General features: G+C 64.7%; 18 protein-coding genes. 8 read left to right on the forward strand and 10 right to left on the reverse strand.

The window, feature by feature from the left end:
• Positions 1–46: 46 nt before the first annotated feature.
• A complete protein-coding gene (locus E4631_RS21865; RefSeq protein WP_133659089.1) occupies positions 47–832 on the reverse strand; it encodes a helix-turn-helix transcriptional regulator in 786 nt (261 codons plus the stop codon).
• The gene (locus tag E4631_RS26310) at positions 819–1,709 is read right to left on the reverse strand and encodes an AraC family transcriptional regulator (RefSeq protein WP_240735158.1); all 891 of its coding nucleotides are present in this window, start codon (positions 1,707–1,709) and stop codon (positions 819–821) included. The genes E4631_RS21865 and E4631_RS26310 overlap by 14 nt, the downstream gene beginning before the upstream one ends.
• A 243-nt stretch (positions 1,710–1,952) precedes the next feature.
• On the opposite strand from E4631_RS26310, the gene E4631_RS21875 reads away from it, so the two are divergent.
• Positions 1,953–4,484: a sigma 54-interacting transcriptional regulator gene (locus E4631_RS21875; RefSeq protein WP_133659088.1), complete on the forward strand. Its 2,532-nt coding sequence runs from the start codon at positions 1,953–1,955 to the stop codon at positions 4,482–4,484.
• A gap of 76 nt (positions 4,485–4,560) precedes the next feature.
• On the opposite strand, the gene E4631_RS21880 is transcribed toward E4631_RS21875, so the two are convergent.
• Entirely contained in the window at positions 4,561–5,382 is an 822-nt protein-coding gene (locus tag E4631_RS21880) for an alpha/beta fold hydrolase (protein ID WP_133659087.1), read from the reverse strand.
• Between the two features lie 293 nt (positions 5,383–5,675).
• Positions 5,676–7,955: a sensor histidine kinase gene (locus E4631_RS21885; protein ID WP_133659086.1), complete on the reverse strand. Its 2,280-nt coding sequence runs from the start codon at positions 7,953–7,955 to the stop codon at positions 5,676–5,678.
• Between the two features lie 185 nt (positions 7,956–8,140).
• Between E4631_RS21885 and E4631_RS26050 the strand changes: the two genes are divergently transcribed.
• From E4631_RS26050 to E4631_RS21910, 6 genes are all read left to right on the forward strand, one after another.
• Complete coding sequence (locus tag E4631_RS26050) at positions 8,141–8,281, forward strand: hypothetical protein (RefSeq protein WP_166648204.1); 141 nt, start codon at positions 8,141–8,143, stop codon at positions 8,279–8,281.
• Entirely contained in the window at positions 8,278–9,075 is a 798-nt protein-coding gene (locus E4631_RS21890) for an alpha/beta fold hydrolase (protein WP_133659085.1), read from the forward strand. Before E4631_RS26050 ends, E4631_RS21890 begins: the two co-directional genes overlap by 4 nt.
• 53 nt (positions 9,076–9,128) lie before the next feature.
• Positions 9,129–10,130, forward strand: coding sequence for a type I glyceraldehyde-3-phosphate dehydrogenase (locus E4631_RS21895; RefSeq protein ID WP_133659084.1), 1,002 nt, complete (start codon positions 9,129–9,131; stop codon positions 10,128–10,130).
• Positions 10,131–10,161: 31 nt separating this feature from the next.
• On the forward strand, positions 10,162–10,770 hold the full coding sequence (locus E4631_RS21900; RefSeq protein WP_133659083.1) for a TMEM175 family protein: 609 nt from the start codon (positions 10,162–10,164) through the stop codon (positions 10,768–10,770).
• 73 nt (positions 10,771–10,843) lie between these two features.
• Positions 10,844–12,244 (forward strand): sensor histidine kinase, encoded by a 1,401-nt coding sequence (locus E4631_RS21905; protein WP_166648203.1) that lies wholly within the window; start codon positions 10,844–10,846, stop codon positions 12,242–12,244.
• Complete coding sequence (locus E4631_RS21910; protein ID WP_133659081.1) at positions 12,241–13,896, forward strand: FAD-dependent oxidoreductase; 1,656 nt, start codon at positions 12,241–12,243, stop codon at positions 13,894–13,896. The genes E4631_RS21905 and E4631_RS21910 overlap by 4 nt, the downstream gene beginning before the upstream one ends.
• A gap of 230 nt (positions 13,897–14,126) precedes the next feature.
• Here the strand turns inward: E4631_RS21910 and E4631_RS21915 are convergent, their stop codons facing one another.
• The 6 genes from E4631_RS21915 to E4631_RS26835 form a co-directional block, all read right to left on the reverse strand.
• On the reverse strand, positions 14,127–15,020 hold the full coding sequence (locus E4631_RS21915) for an alpha/beta fold hydrolase (RefSeq protein WP_133659080.1): 894 nt from the start codon (positions 15,018–15,020) through the stop codon (positions 14,127–14,129).
• 61 nt (positions 15,021–15,081) lie between these two features.
• Positions 15,082–15,513: a VOC family protein gene (locus E4631_RS21920; protein WP_133659079.1), complete on the reverse strand. Its 432-nt coding sequence runs from the start codon at positions 15,511–15,513 to the stop codon at positions 15,082–15,084.
• Positions 15,514–15,570: 57 nt separating this feature from the next.
• Positions 15,571–16,140, reverse strand: a complete 570-nt coding sequence (locus E4631_RS21925) for a Crp/Fnr family transcriptional regulator (RefSeq protein ID WP_133659078.1) — start codon at positions 16,138–16,140, stop codon at positions 15,571–15,573.
• 274 nt (positions 16,141–16,414) lie between these two features.
• Entirely contained in the window at positions 16,415–16,894 is a 480-nt protein-coding gene (locus E4631_RS21930; RefSeq protein ID WP_133659077.1) for a DinB family protein, read from the reverse strand.
• Between the two features lie 100 nt (positions 16,895–16,994).
• On the reverse strand, positions 16,995–17,375 hold the full coding sequence (locus E4631_RS21935; RefSeq protein WP_205704290.1) for a nuclear transport factor 2 family protein: 381 nt from the start codon (positions 17,373–17,375) through the stop codon (positions 16,995–16,997).
• A gap of 199 nt (positions 17,376–17,574) precedes the next feature.
• Positions 17,575–17,709 (reverse strand): hypothetical protein, encoded by a 135-nt coding sequence (locus E4631_RS26835; RefSeq protein ID WP_262709808.1) that lies wholly within the window; start codon positions 17,707–17,709, stop codon positions 17,575–17,577.
• A gap of 323 nt (positions 17,710–18,032) precedes the next feature.
• Between E4631_RS26835 and E4631_RS21940 the strand changes: the two genes are divergently transcribed.
• Positions 18,033–18,629 carry an FMN-dependent NADH-azoreductase gene (locus E4631_RS21940; RefSeq protein ID WP_133659076.1) on the forward strand — a complete coding sequence of 199 codons (597 nt, stop codon included), beginning with the start codon at positions 18,033–18,035 and terminating at the stop codon, positions 18,627–18,629.
• Positions 18,630–18,826: the final 197 nt, after the last annotated feature.

The raw sequence follows: 18,826 nt of genomic DNA on the forward strand, positions 1-18,826 counted from the left end.
CGAATTATCACAGCCGCGCGTACATGACTCGCAAACCCGAGCCGGCTTACCCCAGCTGCTTAGTCCGAAAATCAGAAAAACTCATGCCGTGGCAGCGCTTAAAGAGCTTGCCGAAGTGCGCCGTATCCTCAAAGCCCAGCTCGTAGGCTACCTGTTTAAGCTGCACGTCAGGCCCCGCCAGCAGCTGGCGGGCCTCCTGCATCACGCGCTGGCGGATGTGCTCGCCGGCCGGCCGGCCCGTTTCCTGGCGAATGCGCTCGCTCAGGTGGTTAGGCGTCACGCACAGCTCGTGGGCGTAGCTGGCCACCGACTTACAGGTGCGGAAGCGCTGCTCCAGCAGCTGCCGGAACCGGGCCAGCAGGCCGCCCGGCGCGGCCGGGGCCGGCCCCGGCCCGCGCAGGCTGGCGCAGCGTAGCAGCAGCGCGTGCAGGTAGGCCCGCGCCAGCTCCAGGCCCTGGCCGGCGGCCACCTGCTGGCCCAGACTGGTGAGCAGAAACGCGATTTCGGCCGCCGGCGCAGCGGCCACTGCCAGCGGGGCCGGGTTGGCCAGCAGGGCCAGCGCGGCGTGGCCGGCCCCGGGCTCTTCGGGCAGCAGGCCGGGGGCGAAGCAGGCTCCCAGGCCCTGGGCCGCCGCCGGCACGCGGGCCAGCAGGGCCGCCAGCTGGCCGGGCACCCCACAGTACAGCAGCTGGGGGGAGGCCGCCGCCCGGCGGTCCGCCTCCAGCAATACGAGCGCGTAGTGGGCGATGCTGGCCGGCCGCTGGCGGCGCAGGTCGGCCAGCGGACCCACGGCCAGCGGGGCGCGGGGGGCGGTTGGCTCAGGCGTGCGCATAGCTGGCTACGGCAAGGGTGCTGCGCTGCCGCCGGTACTCGGTGGGCGTGAGGTGGTAGCGCTTCTTGAACTGCTTGTTGAGGTGGCACACGTCCACGAAGCCCAGCTCGTCTGCAATCTGCGACACGGTGAGGGCCCCGGCCCGCAAGTGTGTTTCGACCAGCTGCAAGCGGTGGCGCACAATGTACTGGTGCAGCGGCTCGCACATGTGCTGCCGAAACAAGGCACTCAGGTGCGAGGGCGAGTAGGCAAATTCGTCGGCCAGGTGCCCTAGGTGCAGCCGGCCGGGCACGGCCGCGTGCCGCCGGATGTAGGCTAGCACCTGCCGCACCACGCCCGCCGCGTGGGCGGCCACCGCGCCGCCGGGCGCGGGCAGGGCCGGGGCTAGCTGCTGCCCCACGGCCCGCAGCACCGTGCCCGCCAGCGGCCCGGCCAGCGGGTCCAGCGCCGCGCCGGGGCAGCCGGCGTAGCAGTCGATGAGCAGCGTGAGCAGCGCCGCCAGCGCGGGTGGCACGGCCGCCGGGGCCAGGTGCCCGGCTCGGCCCAGGGTAGCCCCCCGGCTCCGCAGCTGCTGCCAGTCGGCGGCCTGCGGGAAGCCCGTGGTCTGGCTGGTCAGAAAATCGGCAGAGAAGCACAACCAGGCCAGGCGGGTAGGCTGGGAAGCAGCTAGTTGCCAACGGTCGGCGGGCCCCAGCAGCAATAGCGTCCCAGCCAAGCAGGCAACGGCCTCGTCGTCGGGGCGATGGTAGGTACCAGTACCTTCACGCATGATTAGCAGGGCAAAATGCCCGCTGGGCGGGGCCGGTAGGGTGCCGCCGGTGGCTACCCACTCCGCAATGCGAAGCGGTTCGGCTGGTGAGGTGTTGAAAGTTGGCATAGGTCGGCAGAAAAGGAGTTGCCCAGGCCAGTGCCAGCACGGTGCCAACCTGCCACCGCCGATTTTTAATGTGTTTTTTTCTTCGCTTATGTTTGACAATCAATTTATTACATCATAAATTGCCAGCCGTGCTATCTTCTCCACCCGCCCATTATGTTGGAGCCTCCAACATAATGGAGCCTACTTTTGGAGAATTAGCCCAGCGTAGCGGGACTGATTCTCGCTAACTTATCAGCCTGTTTCATGCCCGTTGCCCTGACACCCGCCAGCTCGCTGCCCGCTCCCATCGATACGGTGCTCTTGGTAGAGGACGAGTTTATTGTGGCCGACGACCTGCGGCGGCGACTCACCAAGGCCGGTTACCAGGTGCTGGGCATGGCCGCCACGGCTGCCGAGGCCCGGCACCTGCTGGCCGACGCGCCCCCCACGGTGGTGCTGCTCGACATTTTTTTGAAAGGCCCCGAAAGCGGCCTGGAGTTGGCCACCTGGCTGCGCGAGCGCCAGATTCCGTTCGTGTTCCTTTCGGCCAACCTCAGCGACGAGGTGCTGGCGGCCGCCAACCGCACGCAGCCGCTGGGCTTTCTCAACAAGCCGTTTCGGGAGAAGGACGTGCTGGCCGCCCTAGAACTGGCCCGCTACCGCCACGCTCACGGCGAGGAGGCGCGTCTGCGCCAGCAGCGCGAGCTGCAAGTGGCGGTCAACAACGCCATTGTATACCTGCACAACCGCGACGAGCTGTGCCAGGCCATTGCCGCGCAGCTCGACCAGCTCGTGCCTTTCACCCTGCTCAGCCTGCGTATTGGCCTGCCCCAGGAGCAGTCGTTTTACTGGGTGGTGCTGCACAAGAGCGCTGCCGGCACCTTCGAGAAAGTGCCGGCGCTGCGGTTGCTGGGCCCCGATGCGCCCGACGCGCTGCTGCAGCGCCTCACCGAGCAGCCCCCCGACCAAATGGGCGAGCAGGCAGGCACCTTCACTGGTGCGATCTTCAACGAGCTATGCCGCACCCAGCGTACGGTTCGCGCCAGCCGCGATGCGTTTGGGGCGCGGGCGCTGGCCACGTTTCCGGTGCTGCTCAAGCGCCATTCCTTCACCAGCTTGCAGCTGGCCAGTCCCGACCCCGCCGCCTTCACCCCCGAGCAGTACGCCACCGTGGCCCTGCTACTGCCGCAGCTGGCCCTGGCCCTCGACAACCTGCTGGTGTGTGAAGAGGTGGAGGCCCGCCGCCGCCAGAAAGCGGCCGAGCTGGCCTTGGTCAGCGCCTTTCGCAACGGGCGCGAGCTGGAAGCAATTGCCCCGGCCGTGGCCGAAGCCCTGCAGCAGGTGCTACCCCTCGATTTGGTGGCGCTCTACGGCGTAGACCGGGTGCTGGGCCCCGTGCAAGACGGTACCAACGCCAGCCGCCAGCCCGACGGCAGCTTCCGGCTGCTGCCCGCCGCCGAGTTTGTGTACCTGCCCGATGCCGCCGCCCGTCTGGCCTGGCAGCAGTCTATCTTAGAGCTGGAGGCCCGGCTGCAGCAGCCTACCTTGAACGTGGGCGACGAAGGCGAGGCCCGGCGCGCCCAAAATCTGGTGGCCCGGCGCTACGGCGAGCACCTGGGCCTGCGCTCGTCCATGTACATGCCGCTGCACGTGCAGGGGCGGCCGGGGGCGGCCGTGGTGGTGGCTAGCCGCGCCCGCTACGCCTACACCGCCCGCGACCTGCGCCTACTGCAAGAGCTGAGCCGCCTGCTGGCCCTGGCCCTGGAAAACCTGCTGGCCTTCGAGCGCATCAAGACCCTGGGCGAGCAGCTGGCGCAGGAAAACACCTACCTGGCCGAGGAAATCCGCACTACGTATAACGTGGGCGAAATCATCGGCACCGGCCCGGCCATGCAGGCGCTGGTGAGCAGCCTGGGCCTAGTGGCCGGCACCGATGCCACGGTGCTTATAACCGGCGAAACCGGCACTGGTAAGGAACTGGTGGCCCGCGCCGTGCACGAACTATCGGGCCGGGCCGCCCGCACCATGGTCAAGGTTAACTGCGCCGCCCTACCCCCGCATTTGATTGAGAGCGAGCTGTTTGGTCACGAAAAAGGCAGCTTCACCGGGGCCACCGACAAGCGCCTGGGCAAGTTTGAGCTGGCCGACGGCAGCACTATCTTCCTCGACGAAATCGGGGAGCTGCCCCTGGAGCTGCAAGCCAAGCTGCTGCGCGCCCTGCAGGAGCGCGAGATAGAGCGCGTGGGCGGCCGCCACCCCATCGCGGTGGATGTGCGCATCGTGGCCGCCACCAACCGCGACCTCAAGCAGGAGGTGGCCGAGGGCCGCTTCCGCTCCGACCTCTACTACCGCCTCAACGTGTTTCCGCTGGCCGTGCCGCCCCTGCGCACCCGGCCCGAGGACGTGCTGCCCCTGGCCCAGCATTTTTTGCAGCGCCTGGGCAAGAAGCTGGGCAAGCCCCTCACCGGCCTCACCCCCGACACCGTGCGGCAGCTACTGGCCTACCACTGGCCTGGCAACGTGCGCGAGCTGGAGCACGTGCTAGAGCGCGCCGCCATTGTGGCCCGCACGCCCACCGTGGCGCTGGCTGAATCGCTGGTCCCGGCACTGGCCGCGCCCTCCGCGCCAGTTGCGGCCCCGCCCGTGCGCCTCTTCGCCGAGTCCGCGCGCGAAGCCATTACGGCGGCGCTGGCGCAGGCCGGTGGCCGCATCCGCGGGGACGGTGGCGCGGCCGAGCTGCTAGGCATCAAGGCCACCACGCTGGAAGCCCGCATGAAGAAGCTGGGCGTGCGCTGAAAGCAGCTGGCTGGTAAACGCAAAAAAGGCCATACTGCGCGCAGCATGGCCTTTTTTCGTCAATTTTAACGACTACCTACGACTGGATAAACGCCAGCAAATCAGCGTTAATCGTGGCGGCCTCGGTGGCGGGCATGCCGTGGGGAAAGCCGGGGTATGTAATTAGCTTACCGTGCTTGAGCAGCTTAATAGCCTTGACGGCGGCCACCTGGATAGGCACGATCTGGTCGTCTTCGCCGTGCAGCACCAGCACCGGTATATCCACGCTTTTGAGGTCTTCGGTGAAGTCGGTTTCCGAAAACGCCTTGATGCCGTAGTAGTGGGCATTGGCAGCGCCAGTCATGCCCTGCCTAAACCAGTTGTCGCGGATGCCTTGCTGCACCTTGGCTCCCTCGCGGTTGAAGCCGTAGAAGGGGAGGGTAAAGTCGAGGTAGTACTGGGCGCGGTGCATGGCCGTGCCCTCGCGGATTTCATCGAATATCGCCATCGGCACGCCGTCTGGGTTGGTAGGGCCCTGCGCCATAAGGGGCGTTACGGCGCTGATGAGCACCACTTTAGCTACGCGGCCCTTCTCGGCGCGGGCAGCGTAGTGAATGGCCTCGCCGCCGCCCGTGGAGTGCCCAATGTGGACGGCATCTTGCAGGTTGAGGTGGGCCGTCAGCTCGGCTACGTCGGCCACGTAGGTATCCATGTCGTGGCCGGTGGGCACCTGCGACGAGCGGCCGTGCCCACGCCGGTCGTGGGCGATAACGCGGTAGCCTTTGTTCAGGAAAAACATCAGCTGGGCATCCCAGTCGTCGCTCGACAGCGGCCAGCCGTGGTGGAAGAACAAGGGCTGGCCCGTGCCCCAGTCCTTGTAGAAAATTTCGGTGCCGTCTTTTACCGTGATTTTAGGCATGACTCGGATGGTTAGGAGGGTGAAAAAATGCCAGGCCGCCCGCAGCACTGCGCCCTGGGGCAGCTTTGACCCTGCAAAACTACCCGCCCTCCAGACTGGCCCGGCGGTAAAAAAACCGGCATTCGCGGTACTTTCAGCGGATTATGGCGGGCCGCCGCGCGGGGCTTCTATGGCAATTTCCAGGTCTATATACAGCGCGATGTAGAACGGAGTGGCACTCCGTTTCCGTGCGAGCGCCAAACGGAGTGCCACTCCGTTTGGCGCTCGCGCTGTACACTAAATCGGAAACTGCGCTAGGCACCGTGCTCGGCCGGGCCGGGGAGGGCTAAGCATAAGCGGGCTACCGCGCCCCGGCCCGCGGGGTTAGGCAGGAGGCTAAACTCGCCGTCGAGCTGGTGGCTCAGGCCGGTTATTAGGTTAAGGCCCAGTGAATTAGCGCGGGCCGGGTCGAAGTCGGCCGGCAGGCCCCGGCCATCGTCGGCCACGCTGAGTTGGTACGCATGCTGCGGCAGCACCCGGCCGGTTAGCGTCAGCGTACCAGGCTGGCCGGGCCCGAAGGCGTGCTTTAGCGCATTGATGAGCAGCTCGTTCAGGATCAGGCCGAGCGGGGTGGCCACCGTTACGGGCAGGGCCAGCGGGGCCAGGTCGAGGTGCAGGTGCACGCGGGTGGTGGCATCGAAGGCATCAAGCAGGTGGGCGGCCAGCTCCTGCACGTAGGCGGGCAGCGGCACCCAGCCCACGCGGTCGGTTTGGTAGAGGTGCTGGTGCACCAGGGCCATGGCCTGCACCCGGTGCTCGCTTTCGCGCAGGGCGCTGAGGGCGGCGGGGTCGGGCGAATAGTCGGCCTGGGTATTAAGCAGACTGCCAATTACTTGCAGATTATTCTTAACGCGGTGGTGAATTTCGCGCAGCATCCATTCCTTTTCGGTGAGTAGCTCGCGCTGCTCGGCCAGCAGCTGCGCCAGCGCCTGGCTGCGCTGCTCAATCTCGGCCCGCTGGGCGCGCAGCAGGCGGTTGCTGCGCTGCCCGTGGCGGTAGCGGCTGTAGCCCAGGGCCAGCAACAGCAGCAGCAGGGCCGCCCCCACCAGCCCGGCGTTGCGCTGCTGCTCGCGCTGGCGCAGGCGGGCCTGTTGCAGCTGCCCTTGCTTGGTAAGCAGGGCAATGTTCTGCTCCTGCTGGCGGGTGTCGTACTGAATCTGGAGGCTGGCCAGCTGCTGGCTGCGGGTGGCGTTGAACACCGAATCGGTAAGGCGCTTGTACTGCTGGTAGTGGCCAATGGCGGCGGGAAACCGCCCCAGGGCCGAATCAGCCTGAAACAGCAGTTGGTGCAGCGCGGCCGTTTGCAATAGAAACCCGGCCGACTGGCTTAGCACCAGCGCCTGCTGCAAATGGGGGTAAGCCTGGGCGTAGCGCCGGGTGGCCAAGTAAAATCTGCCAGCCGTTTTGTCCAGGTTCATGCGGTCCATGTCACTTAAGGGGACTTGGCGGGCCGCGGCCAGTAACGTCCGCAGCGCTCGCTCGGCCCGCGCAAACTGCCCCAGCGCCACATAGCAGTCAACCAGGCAGCGGGTGTAGGTATCCTGGTCGGTGGCCTGGATGGGGCCCGCCGTGGCTTGCAGAAAGCGCAGGGCCTGGCGGGGCTGCTGCTGGCCCAGCAGCAGGCGGCTGATAACGGCACACGTACTTACCGCCCCTTCTTTCGCCCGCGACCGCAACTCGCGGCGCAGGATGCGATGGTAGTAAGCCAAGGCCCGCTCCGGTTGCTTCAGCTCGGCGTAGATGGCCGCTACATTGCTATAAAAATAGGCTATCACCGTGGTGTCGTGGGTGGCCTGGGCACTCTCAATAGATGCCAGGCCATAGCGTAGGGCCTCCTGGTAGTTGCCCGCCTGCCGGGTAGCGCCCCGCAATAAGTCGTAGGTGTAGTGCAACTCGCGGTGACCGGCGGCCCGGTACAGGTCCAGCACGTGCAGCAGCTCCTGCTCGGCCTGGCCCGAATGCCCTTGCAGCAGGTGCATATCGGCCATGGTTTTCAACACGTAGGCGTACTCCACCGGCCGGCTGGCTTGCTTGAACAGGGTAGCGGCGTGGGCGTAGCCGACCAGCTTGCGTGGCAGCCCTAGCATAGTGCGCGGGTAGCTGTCGGCCAAGTGGAGCCAGCCGCTGGCTTCGAGCAGGGGGTAGCCAAGCCGTTGGCTTAAGGCCACTCCCTGGCGCAGTTGCGCCCGGCCAGTGGTATCGGCCGCATCCTTCGCGCCGGGCAGCTGCCCACTTACGTACATGCTGCGAATGCGGCCGGCGGGGTCGGCCAGCCCCGCGCTCAGGGCGAGCGCCTGCTGACCATAGGCGACCGCGCTATCGAGGGGCATTCCCAGCTCGTCGTGCTGGGCCAGCAGCTCTTCGGCCAGCTGCACCAGCAGGCGCAGGCGAGCAGGACTAGCCGGGGTACGCCAGAGCTGCGCGCGCAAGCGAACAACCGCGGCCGGGGTCAGCAGCGGCGTAATAGGCTCGGCCCGAGCCGCCAACGTGCTCAGCAGCCAGCCGCCGATTAAGAGAAAAACACGCAGGCGCATAGAGACCACGAAGTAAGCTTCCGCGCCGGGCAGGGCGGGCACAGGGCTGGGTTATCCACTTAAAAGTACCGTTTATTCCGGCTTTTTTACCGCAGGGCGCGCCATGTACGCCCCTAGGTTTGCAGTAGTAAGGAGGCCCCGACGCGGTTGTATTAAGTGAGCGCGGCCCGGTTGCCTTCGTTACCGTGCGCTACGACGGCATGATGCACGATTGCGGCCTGCTCAACGCGCTGGCCGACCTGCCCCAGGTAACCTCCTTTGTCACCCAGGCCGCCGCCGAGCTGCGCAAGCACTTGGGGCCCAGCCGCAACCCTTTTTTAGTATGAACCTGATTTCCGGCTCCTTAGCGGGGGCGCTCGCCAGCCTGCTGCTGGCCGCTGCCCCAGCCCCTACCCCCTCTGCCGCGCACCCGTCTACCCCTCCGGCGGGCATCCAGAACATCGTGCTCGTGCACGGCACCTGGGCCGACGGCTCCAGCTGGGCCAAGGTCATTCCGCTGCTCACAGCCAAGGGCTACCACGTCACGGCCGTGCAAAACCCGCTCACCTCGCTGGCCGATGACGTGGCCGCCACTAAGCGGGCCATTGACTTGCAAGACGGCCCGGTGCTGCTGGTGGGCCACTCCTGGGGTGGCGTGGTGATTACGGAGGCCGGCACCGACCCCAAAGTAGCCGGCCTGGTGTACGTGGCCGCCGCGGCCCCCGACGCGGGCCAATCCTTCCTGGAATTGGTGCAGACCTTTCCCGGCACGCCCGGCAACGACCAGATTCAACCCGATAAGTTCGGCTACGTCCACATGTCGCCCAAGGGCTTCGTCGAGGATGTAGCGCAGGACCTATCCAAAACCGAGCAGCAGGTCGCCATTGCTACGCAGACCCCACAGCCTTTCGCGGCCTTGAAAGACAAGGTGAGCACCCCAGCCTGGCAAACCAAGCCCAGCTGGTACATCGTGGCCGCCAACGACCGCATGATAAACCCCGACCTAGAACGCAGCCTGGCCAAAAAGATGAAGGCTACCAGTACCACTACCCTGCCCGCCAGCCATATGGTCCTGCTGGCCCAGCCCGATAAGGTAGCCGACGTGATACTGGCCGCCGCCGCCAAGGCCCCGGTCAAGTAGGTAGTTGGCTACGTGCGGGAGCATTACTGTAAGTAAATCACAATCTGTTGCTTATGAAAAAAATTGCCTTGTATGGATTCGGCCGCATCGGGCGGCAGTTGCTGCGCGTCGGCTTGCAGCAGGGCTTGTTCGTGCCGGTGGTTATTGCCGATGTTCGCGACGAGGCTACCCTGGCCGCCCTTTTTGCCGTGGATACCAACTATGGGCGCTGGACCGCGCCGGTAACGGGCCAGGCCGGCCAGTTGCGGGTGGGCGAGCACCCCATTCCCTACCTCAACTCGGCCAAGGAGATACCCGACTGGGCCGCCCTGGGGGTAGACCTGGTGGTGGACTGCACCGGCCGGGCTACCACCCGCGCCGGGGCCCAGGCGCACCTCGACCGGGGGGCGAAATATGTATTGGTGAGCGCGGCCAGCAAGACGCTGGCCGACTGCGACGCTGTGCTGCTGAAGGGCATCAACCTCGACACCTTTGACCCTGCCCGGCACCGCATCATCAGTATGGGTAGCTGCACGACCAACGCGCTGGCGGCCGTGGTGCAGGTTATTCAGGCGCAGTTCGGCATTCAGTACGGGCTGTTTTCCACGGTGCATTCCTACACCAACTCGCAGTCCTTGACCGACCAGCCGATGCACGACCGGCGCGACTCGTGGGCGGCGGCCGAGAACATTATTCCCTCTGCTTCGGGCGCGGCGCGGGCCTTGCAGTTCATCTGGCCCGAGTTGAAAATCACTGGCAAAGCCTACCGGGTGCCCACCCGCACGGGCAGCATCGCCGAGCTGAACCTGGTGACCGAGCGCGCCTGCACCGTGGCGCAGGTGAACGACGCCTTCCGGCAGGCGGCGCAAGCGGGCCCCCTGCACGGCGTGCTCGACGTGCTGGAAGACGAGTGGGCCAGCGCCCGCATCGTGGCCGACCCGCATTCGTCCATTATCGACCTGCCGCTGACCACCCAGCAGGGCCAGCTGCTGTCGGTGGCGGCCTGGTACGACAACGAGTGGGGCTTCTCGAACCGGCTGGCCGAGGTAGCGGCTTACCTGGCCGGGCGCGGCTAGCCCCGCCGCTAGCCTTCTTACTTGCCTGTTGATGTCCAAAACCCGCCTGGAGGCCTTTAGCGATGGGGTGCTCGCCATCATCATCACCATCATGGTGTTGGAGCTGCACGTGCCGCGCGCGGCCAGCTTTGCCGCGCTGCGCGGGCAAGTGCCGGTGCTGCTGGGCTACAGCCTGAGCTACGTGTACGTGGGCATTTACTGGACCAACCACCACCACCTGCTCGGCAGCGTGCGCCGCATAGATGGGCGGGTGCTGTGGGCCAATCTGCACTTGCTGTTCTGGCTCTCGCTCATCCCGTTCACCACCGACTGGGTGGGCGAGCGGGGCCTATCGACAGCCCCGCTCGCCGCCTACGGCACAGTGCTGCTACTGGCGGCTATAGCCTACCTCCATTTGCAAAACCGGCTGCTGGTCGCCAACGGGCCCCAGTCGGTGCTGGCGCAAACCCGCGACCGCCGCGATTGGAAAAGGCCCCTCTCGCTGCTGCTCTACGCGGCTGGCGTGGCGGCCAGCTTCTGGCTGCCTGCGTTGGCGGTGGCTCTGTACGTGGCCGTCGCCGTGAGCTGGCTCGTGCCCGACCGCCGCATCGAGCACCATTTGGCGCAGCGGGCGGTAGAGCCGGCCGCGCCGGATGCTTGAGGGCGAGCCAGTACTAAATGCTTGCTCTTTGCCTCACGTGGTCCATCCAAAGCCACTTTTTTGCACTTCCGCTATGCCCACGCTGCTGCCCCTTACCTGCGAAGCGCTGTGCGCCATCCGCGTTTTTTGCGACCTGCCCGCCGACGTGCTAACCTGGCTTCAGCAAGCGGGCGAGCTGCGCCGCTACGCGCCCGGTGAAGTAGTCGTAGCTGCCGACTCGCCGGCCGACAGCCTGGTGGCCGTGCTGCGGGGCAGCGTGCGCTTCGGTGAAAGTGTGGGGCCGGGTGGCTACCGGCTGGAGGCGGGCGAGCTGGGCGGGGCCCTACCCTATTCGCGGGCCGAGCGCTTCGCCCACCAGGGCGTGGCCGAAACGGAAACCGAAGCTTACGTGCTGGCCTGCGGCCGATTTGGAGAGCTGGAGCGCCTGAGCCCGGTGCTCACCCAGCGCCTGATTAGTTTGATGAACGACCGCACCCGCGCCGAGGTGCGCGCCCAGGAGCACGGTGAGCGGCTGCGGGCGCTGGGCAAGCTGGCCGCCGGCCTCTCCCATGAACTCAACAACCCCGCCGCCGCCGTGAGCCGGGGCGCGGCCAACCTGACGCATCTGCTGCAAACCATTCCGCTGGGGCTGCTGGCGCTGGTGGCCACTAGTCCGCCCGCCGCTGCCTTGGCTACCGTTACCGACCTGGCGCGGCGGCCCCTACCCCCCGTACACTCGCTGCCGGCCCTCGAAGCCGCCGACCGCGAAGCCGAGCTGGCCGACTGGCTCGAAACCCAGGGCTGCCCCGACGGCTACGCGCACGCCGCCGGGCTGCGCGAAGCCGGGCTGCACCTGGCCGACCTGGAACCGGTGGCCGCGGCCCTACCCCCCGGCTCGCGGCCAGCCGCGTTTGCCTGGCTGAGCGGGCATTTGCTGGCCGCCCGCCTCGCGGCCGACATCGGCGAGGCCAGCCACCGCATCAGCGCCCTGGTGGCCGACGTGAAAACCTACACCCACCTCGACCGCGCCCCCACTGCCGGGCCACTGGCCGTGACGGAAGGGCTTGACAGCACCCTGCACCTGTTTGCCCACGCGCTGCGCGATAAAAACGTGCGCTTGACCCGTGCCTACGCCCCCGACCTGCCGCTGGTGCTGGGGCACGCCGGCAGTCTCAACCAGGTGTGGACCAATCTACTCGACAATGCCCTCGATGCTCTGCCTGCTACCGAAGGCACACTCACGGTGGAAGTAACCGCCGAGGCCGACCGGCTACGCGTGGCCATCAGTGACAACGGTTCTGGTATCCCACCTGACGTATTGCCGCGCTTGTTCGAACCTTTTTTTACCACCAAGACCCTAGGCGAGGGCACCGGCCAGGGCCTCGACATTGCCCGGCGCATCGTGCACGAGCACGGCGGCCGGCTGGAGGTGACTTCCACGCCGGGCCATACGGTGTTTACCACCTGGCTGCCCGCTATTCGCCCCGCCGCATGAAAAAGCCGTTGATTCTCACCGTCGATGACGACCCGCAGGTGCTCGGGGCCATCACCCGCGACCTGCGCCAGGAGTTTCGCCAGCACTACCGCATTCTGCCTGTCGGCTCGGGCCCCGAAGCCCTCGCAACGCTCGAAACCCTGCGCACCCGCGCCGAGCCGCTGGCCCTGGTGCTCTGCGACCAGCGCATGCCCCAGGTAGAGGGAATAGAGGTGCTGACTCGCGCCCGCGCGCTATTTCCCGAAGCCAAGCGCGTGCTGCTCACCGCCTACGCCGATACCACGGCCGCTATCCGGGCCATCAACTCGGCGCAGCTCGACTACTACTTGCTCAAGCCCTGGGACCCGCCAGAAACCTTGCTCTACCCAACTTTGCACGACCTGCTGGCTAGCTGGCAGGCCACCTACCGCCCCGCCTACGACGGCCTGCGGCTGCTGGGTTACCAGTGGTCGCCGCGCTCGCACGCGCTCAAGGATTTCCTGAGTGGCTATCTCGTGGGCTACCAGTGGCTCGACATGGAGCAGGATGCTGGGGCCCGCACGCTGCTGGCGGCTACCGGCTTCTCGGAGCAGGAGCTACCGGTCGTCATTTACCCCAACGGGCAGGCCGTGGCCCAGCCCGACCGGCAGGAGCTGGCCCGCCACCTGGGCCTGCTGGCCGCTGCCCAGCAAGAGCTGTACGACGTGGTTATCGTGGGGTCTGGCCCCGCCGGGCTGGCCGCCGCTGTGTACGGGGCCTCCGAAGGCTTGCGCACGCTACTTATCGAGCGCGAAACCCCCGGCGGGCAGGCCGGCTCGTCGTCGCGCATCGAAAACTATTTGGGCTTTCCTACAGGCTTGAGCGGCAGTGAGCTAACCCACCGTGCCTGGACCCAGGCCATTCGCCTCGGGGCCGAGCTAATGGCCCCGCAGGAAGTAACCAGCTTGGCCGTGCAGGACGGCTACAAGCTGCTGACGTTGAGCGACGGCAGCCAGGTGCGGGCCCGCGCCGTGGTGCTCACGATGGGCGTGAGCTACCGCGTCTTGCAAGCCCCCGGCTTGGAGCGCCTTAGCGGGGCCGGCGTGTACTACGGGGCCGCCCGCACCGAGGCCCGTAGTTGCAGCGCCCAGCCGGTGTTCGTGGTGGGCGGGGGCAACTCAGCCGGGCAGGCGGCCATGTATTTGTCAGGCTTTGCCTCCCGGGTGTACCTCGTCATTCGGGGCGAGAGCTTGGGCGCCAGCATGTCGGCCTACCTCATCGAGCAGCTCGCCCAAACTCCCAACGTCGAAATCCTGCCCCGCACGCAAGTGCGCGAGGCCTGCGGTGGCAACGCCCTAGGGGCCGTAGTAGTGCAGGCCGAAGGCCAGGAGCCGGTGCGCTACCCAGCGCGGGCACTATTTATATTTATCGGCACCCGCCCTAGCACCGAGTGGATAAGCCCGCTGGCCCTGTGCGACCCCAAGGGTTTTCTGCTCACCGGTCGCGAGCTGCTGGCCGACCCGCGCTTTGCCCCCATCTGGCCCGAGTCCCGCGAGCCGCACCTGCTCGAAACCAGCGTACCCGGCCTCTTCGCCGCCGGCGACGGCCGGGCCGGCGCGATGGCCCGGGTGGCCTCGGCCGTGGGCGAGGGCAGCATGGCTATCAAGTTTGTGCATCAGTACTTAGGAGAGTGAAACGAGCCCCATATCGATTACTGGGTACAAACAGCTGATTATCAATATAATTTAGTCCAATAAAGGCCACTTCGCAGTAATGAAGTTGTTGCTGATCATCTGCCGAGTTCAGCTTACTCTTCTAGTAAAGGAACTTCTTTGAACGCTTATTGCTAAACAGGTTTTTGAGCCTATTGCGGTGTCGTTGCCGGGCTTTTCGGGTAGCGCGACATGTCCGCCGACTTGTAGAGTCAAACGCGCGTGTTGTTGGACAGAAATACTAAGATGTGCTGCGCTACTGCGTCCGGGGCTTCCCGGTGGGGAAAATGCCCGGCCCCTTCCACTAGCCGCCGCTGGTAGCCCGCTTGGAAGTAGCGGTCAAGTCCCTCCGATTCCTTTGGTCCGTCACAGGTATCCACCCCTCCCTGCAGCAGGAGCGTCGGGGTAGATAAACACTCGATTTCGTGCAACCGCGTTTGCAGTCCGGCGTAACGAGGGTCACTGACTTCGTCGGGTAGCCACCGCGAGCGGTAAGCATTCAAGGTAATAGCCGCCCAGTCCGGCTCGCTGAAACCAGCAGCCGTCGCCGCAAACTCAGCCTCCTCAAACCAGCCGGGCGGACTCCATGTCTGCCATTGCAGCCGAGCAAAGCCCACGGGGTCTTGGCGCACGGCCGCGGCCCCGGCCTCGGTGCACATGAACCATTGGTACCAGAACAGGCGCGATTGGGCGAAACCGGGCAGGGTAAAGTGGCCCCGCGGCTGGTAGGCCAGCGCCAGCGCCACGACGGCCGTAACCCGTTCCGGAAACAGCGCGGCCAGCGTGTAGGCGGCGCGGGCGCCCCAATCATGGCCGACAACGGCCACCTGCCTTATCTGCAAACCGTCCAGCAAGTCGATGGCGTCTTGAGCCAGCGCAACCCCTGGCGCTACCCGGGGCGTGTCCGGGAAGAGAAATCGGGTGGGGGCCGTACCCCGCAAATAGGGCATGATGGTGCGCCAGCCCGCAGCCTGTAGGTGCTGGGCCACCAGGCGCCAGCCGCGTGGGGCGTCGGGCCAGCCGTGCAGCAGCAACACCGGCGGCCCTTCGGCGGGTCCTTCCTCTTCGTAGTGTAGGTCAAGCAGTTCGGTGCGAATAGCGGGCATAGAAGGCTTAAAAAGGGACTGGTACCGGTCCCGTTAGGGGATTGCAGCGCGGTTTACGCGATTATTCACCTGCGTGCAGGTGAGGTCCAGCCCCATCATCCGCTGATACTGTCCGTGCGGCTGGGCCTTCCTGGTAAAGGCCGATAATCAAGCCTCCGGGTAGCTGCAAGTGGCAATACCGTAAACCCGAGCATACTTCCTCGGGCACCGCGGCTACGTGCAGCCCCGCCGCCTGGGCCTGCGCTACCGCCAGCGTCAGGTCGGCAACCGGAAAGCTCGCTACTACAGGGCTGTGCTCGAATAAGTGGGGCGGGTAGCAGGCGCCAGGGCCGTAGAGTTCCAGCAGACTGCCGTTGGGTAGCTGGCATGCCGCTAGGCCGGGCTCCTCGTGCACGCTCTGGGCCCTAAGGGTTGTCGTTACGAAGGCTTGGAGGCAATCGAGGTCAAGACGGCTTACGTGAAAGGCTAGCTTGTAGGGAATGGAGAGGGGCATAGCTAAAAAGTGATGGGTCGCGGCCACCTCTGCCAGCAGTAGCCCTATGCTGCCGGGCTACACCTTTCGCCGGACGCGGCTTAGGGTTTCCGTGGTCATCCCTAGGTAAGAGGCGACCATGTGCTGGGGAATGCGCAGGGCGAATGCGGGATATTTCTGTAGAAAATCACGGTATTTTTCCTCGGCTGAGTAGCTGATGGCCGCGTGAATCCGGTTTTGCGAAGTTAAAAAGCTGTTCTGTAGAATACGGTTGATTAGCTCATTCAGCGTGGGTATGTCGTGCAGGAGCTGGTCAAATTCTTCGCGCTTAATCAACAGCACCGTCGAGTCCTCCACCGCGTCAATGTTATAGGTAGCGGGCTGGCCGGTGGTCAGGCTCTGGCGGTCGCCAATCCACCAGTTCTCCACGGCGAAGTTGATGATGTGCTCCGCGCCTTTGGCGTCAATGGTGTAGGTACGCAGGCACCCACCGGTCACGAACGCATGGTAGGCCCAGACTTCGCCCGCGTGTAGCAGGAACTGGCGCTTGGGTAGGCTTTTGAGGGCGCTTACGGCCTGAATCTGCTGGATTTCAGCGGAAGTAAAAGCCGCCTTACTAAGTAGATACTCTTCAAATGCAGCAAACATAGCGGTGGAATCAAAACGGAGAACAGGGCAAAGAAATGCCTTTTGCCGCCATGTTTCCGGGTGCTTCTTCACCGTGCGCTTGATTCACTTACCCACCTGCGCTGTCACGCTATCTACGAAGACGTACATCGTACCTTCTTTTCCACACCAAAGTGGAGGACAAGGAGGTTGACTAAGAAGTGTTAATCGTGATGGTACTGACCGACGCGCCCACGGCCCCCACTTGTACCGGAGCGGCTAGGCCGCCCCGGTACAAGTGGGGGCCGTAGTGGCATTAGCGCTTCACTAAGGCTAGCTGACCACCGTGGTGAAACAAATGGCCGGTGCGGCTCAGTAACAGGTTGAGCTTATTGCGGTGCGGCTCGTGAGCAAAATCCGCGTCGCTGACGTAGGCGTGCTTCGTGAGCCAATCGGCCACGCTCAAGGTGGCGAAGCCAGCCACGAGCGCCGCGTTGACCTGCTGCCAGGCCGCCAGCAACTCCTGGTAAGGGGGGTACGCCGCGCCGGCCTGCTGCGGCGCCAAAAATAGGCCGTCCCACTCCGGGTGCAGCCGCTCGCCGAGGCTTAACCCTTCCAGCAGCTTATCGTGCACGGCCACCAGGTGGCCCAGCAAGTAGCCGACGGTATTGCGGTCAGGGGCCACGGGTACCTGGGCAGCCTCGGCCCCCAGGGCAGTAAATACCGCAGTGGTTTGCTGCACTTTGCCTTCGAATTGACTTAAAATCAAGTCAACAATGGTTTTTTCGTGGTTCATGCGTGGGGTAGTAGTAAGAAGCTACTGATTGAATTTGTGCGTGTTTCTCGGAGGCTTCGTTTAACCTAATCGGTCTTCCGATACTTGTCGGAGATAACGACTACTGCGTTTGCTGTGTAAGCTTCGGATTAACAAACACATACAACGCGGCGATTTGACCGTCCCGCTCGATGACAATATCGAGGCCGGTATAGGCAGGGGCCTCTTTGCTGGAGCCCGAACCCCAGGCCAGGATGCCGCCGTTGTGCAGCGCCTGCGCTTCGCCGTAGGGCGTGTAGGCGAAGTGCGGATGGGTAGCGCGCAACTCGCCGGCGAATTTGTCGAGCGCATCCCGGCCCACGACAACTCCCGGGGGGACGTAGAGCACGCAGTCTTCCGTATAGAGCTCCTCAATTGCCGCCCGACGGCGAGCATCATCGCCTTCGCCGAAGACCTCCTGCAGGTTGCGGTGGAGAAGTACATTTATGGGGTCAGTCATCATCTTGGTTTTGGTGGCTTTTATGTGGGGAATGGGATTGATAAGTAGGCAAGACCAGGCTATCGGCAGGTGCCCTTTAAGCTTGAATGACGGGTGCCTGGCTGACAGCACAAAGGTTCAGCCCGGGGCTGAGCCGAACCTTTGACATTTATCAAAAAATGAAAAGGTTCGGCTCGGCAGTGCTGCCCAAGCACGACTGCCCCTAAAAGCCAACTGCAAACCAGCCGTGCTGATAAGCCTGGTTCTGGTTGTCGTATTGAGCCTGGTACTGGCGCGAGTCCTGTCGTATTAGCTGTATCGTCTCCAGGCGCAGTGGAGTAGCTTTCGGGCGAACCATCCCGCAAAAGGCATGGGACCGGCACTCCCCAGCAGCGCCCCTACAACCCAGGCAGTAAGGCGCAGTATCCAGCGTAATCAGGAAAGCCTCTAGGCGCAAGCTAAGCGCCAAATTATCAATTGGAAACAGCGACCAGGTGGCGTAAGTACACGACTACAACGGCTGCGCTGATGGAGTGGAAACTCGCCTCGACGGGCGCGTTTTTTTGACAAATATCAAAGGAGCCAGGGGGAGCGGGGCGGGACCTTTGTACAAGTAGAAGAAGCCAGCCAAGCGGCTGCTTTCTCGCTCGCAAAGTCTCCAACCCCCTAGCCCTTTTTGTCATGCAGATTCTGCAGATTATTTCCAGCCCCCGTGGGGCAGCGTCCTACAGCACGCAGCTGGCCAATGCAGTAGTTGAAAAGCTGGTAGCCGCCAATCCCGGCAGCGCCGTTCAAGTTCACGACCTGGCCAGCAAGCCCTTCCCCCACTTGGAGGAGGTGCACCTGCAATCCTTCTTCACGCCCGCCGAAGGCCGTTCCCCCGAGCTGCAGGCGGCCGTGCGCCATTCGGATGAGGCCATTGCCGAATTAATGACGGCCGATACCATCGTCATCGGGGCGCCCCTCTACAATTTTGGAATTGCCTCGACCCTGAAAGCGTGGATTGACCACATTGCCCGCGCGGGCATCACCTTCCGCTACACCGCAGCCGGCCCCGAAGGGTTGGTGACCGGCAAGAAGGTGTACCTCGCCATGTCGAGTGGCGGCGTCTACTCCGAAGGCCCCATGACCGCCTACGACTTCGTGGTGCCCTACCTGAAGACAGTGCTCGCCTTCCTGGGGATGACCGACGTGACGGTGCTGCGCGTGGAAGGCACCGCTAATCCCGAGTTAAAAGAGGCGGCATTCCCCAACGCGCTGGCCAGCATCCCGCTGTAAGTAACACAAGCAACGCGAGCGTTGCGCTATGCCTTTTCCGCTTAGCTAAGCCGACGCTTCTTTTCTGCCCCGTTTGCCATGCCACACACCGCCAGCAGTTTTTTACTTCGTGTGCGAAAGGGTCGCTACCAGCAGCCCGCCTCGCGCCCTGCATCCTTTGCGCCCACTAACCGGTCCGCTCCGCGGTCCGCCAGCGG

The organism is Hymenobacter sp. UV11 (genome assembly GCF_004684095.1).
In the GTDB taxonomy this organism is placed as follows: domain Bacteria; phylum Bacteroidota; class Bacteroidia; order Cytophagales; family Hymenobacteraceae; genus Hymenobacter.

Excerpts from the sequence above, each read along its gene's own strand:
- E4631_RS21865 (WP_133659089.1), bottom strand. The coding sequence starts at position 832 with ATGCGCACGCCTGAGCCAACCGCCCCCCGCGCCCCGCTGGCCGTGGGT.
- E4631_RS26310 (WP_240735158.1), bottom strand. The coding sequence starts at position 1,709 with ATGCCAACTTTCAACACCTCACCAGCCGAACCGCTTCGCATTGCGGAG.
- E4631_RS21875 (WP_133659088.1), top strand. The coding sequence starts at position 1,953 with ATGCCCGTTGCCCTGACACCCGCCAGCTCGCTGCCCGCTCCCATCGAT.
- E4631_RS21880 (WP_133659087.1), bottom strand. The coding sequence starts at position 5,382 with ATGCCTAAAATCACGGTAAAAGACGGCACCGAAATTTTCTACAAGGAC.
- E4631_RS21885 (WP_133659086.1), bottom strand. The coding sequence starts at position 7,955 with ATGCGCCTGCGTGTTTTTCTCTTAATCGGCGGCTGGCTGCTGAGCACG.
- E4631_RS21890 (WP_133659085.1), top strand. The coding sequence starts at position 8,278 with ATGAACCTGATTTCCGGCTCCTTAGCGGGGGCGCTCGCCAGCCTGCTG.
- E4631_RS21895 (WP_133659084.1), top strand. The coding sequence starts at position 9,129 with ATGAAAAAAATTGCCTTGTATGGATTCGGCCGCATCGGGCGGCAGTTG.
- E4631_RS21900 (WP_133659083.1), top strand. The coding sequence starts at position 10,162 with ATGTCCAAAACCCGCCTGGAGGCCTTTAGCGATGGGGTGCTCGCCATC.
- E4631_RS21905 (WP_166648203.1), top strand. The coding sequence starts at position 10,844 with ATGCCCACGCTGCTGCCCCTTACCTGCGAAGCGCTGTGCGCCATCCGC.
- E4631_RS21910 (WP_133659081.1), top strand. The coding sequence starts at position 12,241 with ATGAAAAAGCCGTTGATTCTCACCGTCGATGACGACCCGCAGGTGCTC.
- E4631_RS21915 (WP_133659080.1), bottom strand. The coding sequence starts at position 15,020 with ATGCCCGCTATTCGCACCGAACTGCTTGACCTACACTACGAAGAGGAA.
- E4631_RS21920 (WP_133659079.1), bottom strand. The coding sequence starts at position 15,513 with ATGCCCCTCTCCATTCCCTACAAGCTAGCCTTTCACGTAAGCCGTCTT.
- E4631_RS21925 (WP_133659078.1), bottom strand. The coding sequence starts at position 16,140 with ATGTTTGCTGCATTTGAAGAGTATCTACTTAGTAAGGCGGCTTTTACT.
- E4631_RS21930 (WP_133659077.1), bottom strand. The coding sequence starts at position 16,894 with ATGAACCACGAAAAAACCATTGTTGACTTGATTTTAAGTCAATTCGAA.
- E4631_RS21935 (WP_205704290.1), bottom strand. The coding sequence starts at position 17,375 with ATGATGACTGACCCCATAAATGTACTTCTCCACCGCAACCTGCAGGAG.
- E4631_RS26835 (WP_262709808.1), bottom strand. The coding sequence starts at position 17,709 with ATGGTTCGCCCGAAAGCTACTCCACTGCGCCTGGAGACGATACAGCTA.
- E4631_RS21940 (WP_133659076.1), top strand. The coding sequence starts at position 18,033 with ATGCAGATTCTGCAGATTATTTCCAGCCCCCGTGGGGCAGCGTCCTAC.